General features: G+C 30.3%; 12 protein-coding genes and 3 pseudogenes. 1 reads left to right on the top strand and 14 read right to left on the bottom strand.

Annotated features, from left to right (window positions below):
- Positions 1 to 186 precede the first annotated feature (186 nt).
- The 11 genes and pseudogenes from COE49_RS26720 to COE49_RS26685 form a co-directional block, all read right to left on the bottom strand.
- Positions 187 to 378: pseudogene (locus COE49_RS26720) on the bottom strand (DUF4176 domain-containing protein).
- A gap of 37 nt (positions 379 to 415) precedes the next feature.
- Positions 416 to 634 (bottom strand): hypothetical protein, encoded by a 219-nt coding sequence (locus COE49_RS28220; protein WP_000856862.1) that lies wholly within the window; start codon positions 632 to 634, stop codon positions 416 to 418.
- Between the two features lie 376 nt (positions 635 to 1,010).
- Complete coding sequence (locus tag COE49_RS27775) at positions 1,011 to 1,166, bottom strand: hypothetical protein (protein WP_000412691.1); 156 nt, start codon at positions 1,164 to 1,166, stop codon at positions 1,011 to 1,013.
- Positions 1,167 to 1,838 carry a hypothetical protein gene (locus tag COE49_RS26710; protein ID WP_098946162.1) on the bottom strand — a complete coding sequence of 224 codons (672 nt, stop codon included), beginning with the start codon at positions 1,836 to 1,838 and terminating at the stop codon, positions 1,167 to 1,169.
- 48 nt (positions 1,839 to 1,886) lie between these two features.
- On the bottom strand, positions 1,887 to 2,102 hold the full coding sequence (locus COE49_RS26705; protein ID WP_098841430.1) for a hypothetical protein: 216 nt from the start codon (positions 2,100 to 2,102) through the stop codon (positions 1,887 to 1,889).
- A 227-nt stretch (positions 2,103 to 2,329) separates the two neighbouring features.
- Positions 2,330 to 2,420: pseudogene (locus tag COE49_RS28555) on the bottom strand (ornithine cyclodeaminase); the annotation flags it as partial.
- A 119-nt stretch (positions 2,421 to 2,539) separates the two neighbouring features.
- Complete coding sequence (locus COE49_RS26700) at positions 2,540 to 3,208, bottom strand: hypothetical protein (protein WP_098841429.1); 669 nt, start codon at positions 3,206 to 3,208, stop codon at positions 2,540 to 2,542.
- Positions 3,209 to 3,226: 18 nt separating this feature from the next.
- On the bottom strand, positions 3,227 to 3,367 hold the full coding sequence (locus tag COE49_RS27770; RefSeq protein ID WP_176550887.1) for a hypothetical protein: 141 nt from the start codon (positions 3,365 to 3,367) through the stop codon (positions 3,227 to 3,229).
- Between the two features lie 50 nt (positions 3,368 to 3,417).
- Entirely contained in the window at positions 3,418 to 3,555 is a 138-nt protein-coding gene (locus tag COE49_RS26695) for a hypothetical protein (protein ID WP_255294760.1), read from the bottom strand.
- A 30-nt stretch (positions 3,556 to 3,585) separates the two neighbouring features.
- Positions 3,586 to 3,777 (bottom strand): hypothetical protein, encoded by a 192-nt coding sequence (locus COE49_RS26690; RefSeq protein ID WP_098841428.1) that lies wholly within the window; start codon positions 3,775 to 3,777, stop codon positions 3,586 to 3,588.
- 153 nt (positions 3,778 to 3,930) lie between these two features.
- Positions 3,931 to 4,320: a hypothetical protein gene (locus tag COE49_RS26685; protein WP_098841427.1), complete on the bottom strand. Its 390-nt coding sequence runs from the start codon at positions 4,318 to 4,320 to the stop codon at positions 3,931 to 3,933.
- A gap of 209 nt (positions 4,321 to 4,529) precedes the next feature.
- On the opposite strand from COE49_RS26685, the gene COE49_RS26680 reads away from it, so the two are divergent.
- Positions 4,530 to 5,324, top strand: a complete 795-nt coding sequence (locus COE49_RS26680) for an ABC transporter ATP-binding protein (protein WP_098946161.1) — start codon at positions 4,530 to 4,532, stop codon at positions 5,322 to 5,324.
- A 193-nt stretch (positions 5,325 to 5,517) separates the two neighbouring features.
- On the opposite strand, the gene COE49_RS26670 is transcribed toward COE49_RS26680, so the two are convergent.
- The 3 genes and pseudogenes from COE49_RS26670 to COE49_RS26665 form a co-directional block, all read right to left on the bottom strand.
- Positions 5,518 to 5,898: a BA_1872 family lipoprotein gene (locus COE49_RS26670; protein ID WP_000771852.1), complete on the bottom strand. Its 381-nt coding sequence runs from the start codon at positions 5,896 to 5,898 to the stop codon at positions 5,518 to 5,520.
- 78 nt (positions 5,899 to 5,976) lie between these two features.
- Positions 5,977 to 6,164 (bottom strand): annotated as a pseudogene (locus COE49_RS27450) (hypothetical protein).
- A gap of 1 nt (position 6,165) precedes the next feature.
- On the bottom strand, positions 6,166 to 6,375 hold the full coding sequence (locus tag COE49_RS26665) for a hypothetical protein (RefSeq protein WP_088233362.1): 210 nt from the start codon (positions 6,373 to 6,375) through the stop codon (positions 6,166 to 6,168).
- Between the last annotated feature and the right edge of the window lie 229 nt (positions 6,376 to 6,604).

The following is a 6,604-nucleotide window of genomic DNA, read 5'->3' as shown; positions in this document are numbered from 1 at the left end:
TGTAAAACAACCACTAAGAATTATTAAACACAAAACAAATAAAATTGTATTTTTAAAAATTTTTACCATCATTACCCCTTCTATTCCCAATAAAATTTTCACCATTAAACTTATAAAAATAACTATAATAAAAAATTATATCCATTAAGATATATATATTTTATTATAGTTATAAATTCCGAATTATTATTTCAAATCTTCACGCAACTTAATTTCATCCTCATTTATGTAACCAGTAAAAATAACTTCTGATATGTATTCATGGTTTAAAAACATATTATATTCAGTTAAAACATTTCCAATAGGATAATAACAAGCCACATAATCCCAAGTTTCCTTAGTTTTTGAATTTTCCTATTTTCTACCATATATCATCAAAGGTTGCTCTCATGTTTTAAATTACTCCAGTCTTATATTAATCCCGTTTTTTTGTAAATTTATCATAAAATTTCTCTTGCGCCCACCGTCCGAATTTTAAAAAACATATTAAACCTACACCCAAAAGAATGAGAACGATAGTTCCTAACAATTTTTCCCACAAATTGTTGGATGGAGTAATCATTAATCCTATAATAGATACAGATATTACGACATAAACTAAAATATATAATGGTTTATACGATGGAGTTTTCATATCATTTTTTCTCCTCAGGTTTTTCAAATTTTAAACTACTTCCCACAGTAAAACCCTCTAAAGCAGGAACTGTTATACCAGTTTCTTTTCCAACGCTACCTTTCAAACCTATTGCGCCTAATCCCAAATCACCTTTAATTTCCAGGTCTACACCTCCAAAAATTGGAAACTAATCTGAAAAATGTAGCATACTTACTTCTACTTCATACTTAAGTGTAGAAGCTTCCGATCCTGCTTTTAAGGAGTAATCGTCAATACCCGCTATAACTTCTCCTGAGAAATTTTTTTGAGTAACTGTAACCTCTCTATCTTTTAATTGTATGATACCTAAAGGTGTCATTAAAGGAATTGTGGATTTAAATTTATATGAGTTATCTCAAATACCTGCTGCCCCTTTTACGCCAATAACTTTACTAACAAATACATCTTCTTTTAAACTCTTCCAATCATAGGGTATATTCACATCCAATTTCCCAGCTATAGCCTTTGTTGAAAGCTCATCACCATTAGAGAAGCTGCTCTTTTTTTCCATTTAAAAGCCTATACGTATTTTCCCTCCATCTTCTATATGCTTCCGTAAATAATAATACTTATGGAGTTCTATAATCATATAAAACAAAGCAAACGAAAACACTGTGCATGCACACATAAATACAATCGCACCCATCTGTTGCGTTGCAATGCTAAGAATTATATTAGCAATTAACTGCCCCGATCCCGCTGCAACAGCTGCTACTTTTACACCACCAGTTCCTTTCGATGATTTTGATTTTTTTCTTGGTTCCTGAAGTTTTTCAATATGATTTTTATAAAAAAGATACAAAGCAAAACCATACAAACCAAATGAAAGAATAAAATAGATGGGAGTTTGCAATTGTAACACTTCATAAGCATATTTTTGAGTTATAACCAATAATCCGACTGAACATATGGTGCCAAATACCCCACGAAATAGAGTGTATTGTAATTGTCGTTTCCGAGGATTGATAGCAATCCATATCGCCCACAAATTTAAAAAAATAACTGGAGGAGTTACTATATATACATAGAGTAATCGAAAAGGATTCGCAAAAGCAGGCAAAAGAACAAACACATCTGCCCCCAAAAGGACAAGGACAATTACTTGGACCCTTATTTCATTTACAGGATAAAGTGCCATATAATGTGCAAAAGCTTTCTTATTAAAATCTGTATTTTTTTTCATATTAATTAAACCACCCCACTACTGTTCCAATCGGTAAAAGTTTCATAGCTATTTATTCTCTTTTCTAAATTTATCCATAATATTATGAGCAACTATATTCCATAGTAAAGAAAGTACGGTAACAAAAAGTACAGCTAAAGAAAAATAAATCCTATCCTTCCATGTATCATGTACAATCACGCCCAATATAATCATTATTAACGCACCAACACATATAACTATTTTTGAAAATTTTTGCATTCTATTATCTCGCTTCCTTCTCAAACTAAAATGCCCCCCACCCCGCCATAACCGTTAGGTGAGGTTGTGGAAAACCCTGATTCTTCACCTGCGCGGAATCTATAACCATACCCGCCTATTATAATTTCACCTTTCATACATAATGAGCAAAATATATATTGGTTAATTTCACCAAACGTATTATAGTGTATTATTCTGAACTTTTAAACGTTTTATCTTTCTATTGAATATTAGAATATGAATATTCAATTCTAATCATTAAATATTCTACTTTTACTTGCTTTACAAGATTTTATGCAAAAAAGACCACCAAAAGGTAGTCTCAAAACTTAATCCTATTCCCCCATCCTTCCTTTATCTAAATGTAATTCTATATTCATGATGTTGCTTCTCCCTTTTCCATAGTCTTTACTGACTATAAGAGAACCGCGATTATATACTTAAAATTTAATGCAGACTCTTTAAAAGGTTTCATGTGTTCTACCTCCATATTCTATATGCTTCCTTAAATAATAATACCTATGGAGTTCCATAATGAAATGAAACAAAATAAACGAAAGCATGGAGTATACACACATTAATACAATTGCTACCATCTTTTGTGTTGCAAAACCAAGGCTGATATTAGCAACGAGTTGACCCAATCCTATAAAAGCCACTACTCCGAAACCAGAGTTTTTTTTCGATGACTTTGATTTTTTGATTGGTTCCTGAAGTTTTTTTATATTATTTTTATAATAATAATTCAAAGCAAAAATATACAAACCAACCGAAAAAACAAAATAAATTGGAGTTTGTAATCCTAACATTCCATATGCAAACTTTTGGGTTATAACTAATAATCCTACTGAACATACGATGCCAAATACCCCACGAAATAAAGTATATTGTAATTGCCGCTTCCTAGGATTTATAACAATCCATATTGCCCATACATTTAAAAAAGCAACTGGTGGAACTATTATGTACATATATATCGGTTGAACAGGATTCGCAAAAGCAGGCAAAAGCACAAATATATCTGCTATCCCAATCACAAGAGTAATTATAGTCGATCTTATATCATTTACAGCATAAAGAGCCATATAATATTCAAAAACTTTTTTATTAAAATCTGTATTTTTTTTCATGTTAATTAAACCACCCCGCTACTGTTGACCAAGCTTTTTCGCACCCGTTTTCACCATATCTTTAATACTATCATCTTCATCTTCACCATCACCATCTAAATCAACATCCCATTTTACACATTCTAGTTTAACAACTGATCCAATAGGTAATAATTTCATTTATTTGCTCTCCTTTTTCCTTTTGTATCTGAATATAAATTCTAAAATGATTATAGAAGCAAATCCAATAGATAATTGAATAACTGTAAAAAGGATTTTTCTTTTGAAGGAACTTCAGGCAAATTCCATATTACTACAAGGGGAATAAGTACCCCAACAATGGTAATAATCCTTAATGATTTATTCATATTTTGAATTCCCCTATCACATAAGTAATATCATTTCTTATTAAATTTACTGTGCACCAGTTCAAAGAATTTATTTGTGCCAAGTGAAATTGCGCCAATAATAAGAACACCAATAATAAAATAAATCTTTTTAAATAAGTTGTAAGGAGATAAAATAGCAACTACAAGAAGTATTATAATTGCAAAGAATGTGACTAATTTTCCAACTTTAAATGCTTGCATATCAGCTTTCCTCCTTCTTTGGTTTTTCAAATTTAATAAACCCTCCAAGACCAAACTCTTCCCCAAAGTAGCCCCAGTTTCAGCTCCAAGCTTTGCTTTAAAACCGAATGTACCTAACCCTACTTCCTCTTTTACTATTACACCACCAAAAAACTATTTTTCTTTTTTCCATGATATTTGAAATTCTCCATCATGTTCTTCCGTTTTAATTTCAACCTTATATGTATCATCCTTAGGTACTTTAATATTATTTTCGCCTTTTCCACTATTAAGCTCTAATATTGTATTATCATTTGAATCCAAAACATAAGCAATTATAGTTCCTTGTTTAGTTTTATCGTCAAAAGAAAATATCCGATTCTCACCTTTTTTAACTTTCATATCTTGAGTCGCAGAGCCAGTAAATCTTTTATACTTCCCAGACACACCATCTGAAGCACCATGAACTTTACCACCAACGATAGTTCCTTCTCTTGTAAAACAACCACTAAGAACTACTAAACATAAAACAAATAAAATTGTATTTTTAAAAATTCCCAACATCATTCTCCCTTCTATTCACAATAAAAAATTCACCACTAAACTTATAAAACAACTATAATAAGGGGTAGCATCAACATAGACTTATATGCTCTATAAAACCTGCTATAATAGGTTTTTACACCCTTAGCGTACAATTTTTCACTTTCGGTAATGTGCCCCCTATTTGAAAGGTAATTGAAATATTAAGACCAACTGATAGAGGTGTTTATGTGGAATTATTTGAGTATTATAAAAAGAAAGGGAAGTTTAAATTTTTTATTGGAATTGGTTTTTTTATTTTGGCACTATGTGCTGTATATGAAAAGTGGGGACATATTAATTGGGGACAGGTTATTTTTATTATTATAGTTTCGTTTGTTTTTTTAGGAATTGGTTTTTTGCAATTAAGAAAAGGGAGGTTATTAGAAAAAAATATTGTTAAAAATAGTATAACACTTTGGGATACTAATACTTTTGTATTATTAGAATTACCAGAAGGTAATAAACATTTTGGATTATATACTCCTGATGGAGCTTATGTAGCAGGAACAAAGCTAATTTCAACTGATATGATGACAGTATCTTCTTTAAAAAATAATCACGTTGTTGGATTGGAAGCACGTGATGGAGAAATTCTTGCATACTTTCATAGTGAAGTTGAAAATTATGATTGGGCTATTTATGATTCGAATTATAATTGTGTAGGTATGTTTAAAGAAAATATGATACAAGGATTTGGAATGGTACGTGGTTCTTTGATGAATGAAAAAGAGATAAAAATTTCTGAGATAGAAGTGGAATTTGATTTTTTTGAAACATCTTTTCGTACAATAGATGATCGTATATTAATAAACTGTAAAAAAGGATATATGCCTTTAGAATGGAGTGAAAAATTCGGATTAAATGTACCTATTATTAAATTAGGTAATAATATTTCTAATGCTGAAAAGATATTTGGTTTAGGTATTCTTATTTATATTTTAGAAACTATTAAAGTAAGAAAAAGTAGAATTTTTAATGATTAGAATTAAATTATTATAAAATTTATTAAATGTTTTATTAAGAATCGAATCACCAAAAGTGAAAGTAGCTCCAAAATCAATTTTTATTGTATATTTTGGAGCTACTTTACGTTTACTTCTTAAAGTTAATAAGCATGTATTACCAAAACCAACTAGAAATAGAATTGGCAAACGGGTAAAGCCCAATTGCTATTTTTTATAGCTTTGTATGTATTTGAATTCCTTTTGCTTTCTCTTCTTCACCCTTCACACGTACAATTAAATCATATGATCCGGGTTTTGGCGCTTCAAAAGAAAGCAAACCTTCTTTTTGAGAAGTGACTTCTTCTTCATAAATGACCTTATCGTCCTTTGTGACTTGCAATAAAATCGTACCTTCTTCAACTGCTGCCTCATAAGGAATTTCCACATTTCCTTTTTCAGCTTTAAGCGTTTGTACATCGTAATACCCCTGCAAAGAACCAATTGTTAAAGTCGTTTCGCCATTTTTTTGAACCTTTGTGACTTTTGTTGCTGTATTACATGCGCTTAACAATACAACAAGAGTGAAAATGAGAAATGAACGAAGCAATTTCATAGAGAGTCCCCTTCCTTTAAATATATGTATTAACATTCATCCATTAACTATTTCAAAAACACTAACAGTTTAAAAGGATCACCGTTTTTCTTCAACTTCTTTTTTAAATAATTTTTGAAACTCTAATTCTGTTTCAAAAACCAAGATGTAAAACACTAGAAATATCTTCATGATTCAAAAGAAATTATACTCCAAAGGAATATTACCATGAGGAAAATAACAACAGAACCTATTGGAAGTAATTCTAACTCTAAATTTTGTCCCATCTTAGTTTCCACTTCTTAAAATAGCCTTTTTTATAATGAAATAAGTGATAGAAAATAACAAACAAGTACCAATTGTACCAAAAACTGCAACTGAAATGTTACCTGCTAATGTTTCAGTTGGATCCAATGCATTAGGTAAAATCGTACCAAAAATTGCAATACAAGCTAATATAATCATAAGATATTTGAAATTTTTCACTTTTTTATTCATACTAATTATCTCCTTTATCCCTTAGCACTAACTTCTAAACCAAATCCCCATAAACCTACACTAGAACCAAATGGTGCATCGAATTTCAATCAGCTTTTTCCAGCTTCAAAAGATCCCCTAAGTGTCCCAAGCAATGCTGATTCCCTAATTTGTAACTTTTTGTTAATAAATGGAGGAAGGGTTTTCAAAACTATTTAATTAAAAACTGAAAAAAACTATTTTTCTTTTT

The organism is Bacillus sp. AFS029637 (assembly GCF_002584985.1).
Classification (GTDB): domain Bacteria; phylum Bacillota; class Bacilli; order Bacillales; family Bacillaceae_G; genus Bacillus_A.
This window is presented reverse-complemented; position numbering and strand designations above follow the sequence as displayed.

Coding starts and splice junctions, on each gene's coding strand:
- COE49_RS26665 (WP_088233362.1), bottom strand. CDS start 6,375: ATGAATAAAAAAGTGAAAAATTTCAAATATCTTATGATTATATTAGCT.
- COE49_RS26700 (WP_098841429.1), bottom strand. CDS start 3,208: ATGAAAAAAAATACAGATTTTAATAAAAAAGTTTTTGAATATTATATG.
- COE49_RS26685 (WP_098841427.1), bottom strand. CDS start 4,320: ATGTTGGGAATTTTTAAAAATACAATTTTATTTGTTTTATGTTTAGTA.
- COE49_RS27775 (WP_000412691.1), bottom strand. CDS start 1,166: ATGGAAAAAAAGAGCAGCTTCTCTAATGGTGATGAGCTTTCAACAAAG.
- COE49_RS26690 (WP_098841428.1), bottom strand. CDS start 3,777: ATGCAAGCATTTAAAGTTGGAAAATTAGTCACATTCTTTGCAATTATA.
- COE49_RS26695 (WP_255294760.1), bottom strand. CDS start 3,555: ATGAATAAATCATTAAGGATTATTACCATTGTTGGGGTACTTATTCCC.
- COE49_RS27770 (WP_176550887.1), bottom strand. CDS start 3,367: ATGAAATTATTACCTATTGGATCAGTTGTTAAACTAGAATGTGTAAAA.
- COE49_RS26670 (WP_000771852.1), bottom strand. CDS start 5,898: ATGAAATTGCTTCGTTCATTTCTCATTTTCACTCTTGTTGTATTGTTA.
- COE49_RS26710 (WP_098946162.1), bottom strand. CDS start 1,838: ATGAAAAAAAATACAGATTTTAATAAGAAAGCTTTTGCACATTATATG.
- COE49_RS28220 (WP_000856862.1), bottom strand. CDS start 634: ATGAAAACTCCATCGTATAAACCATTATATATTTTAGTTTATGTCGTA.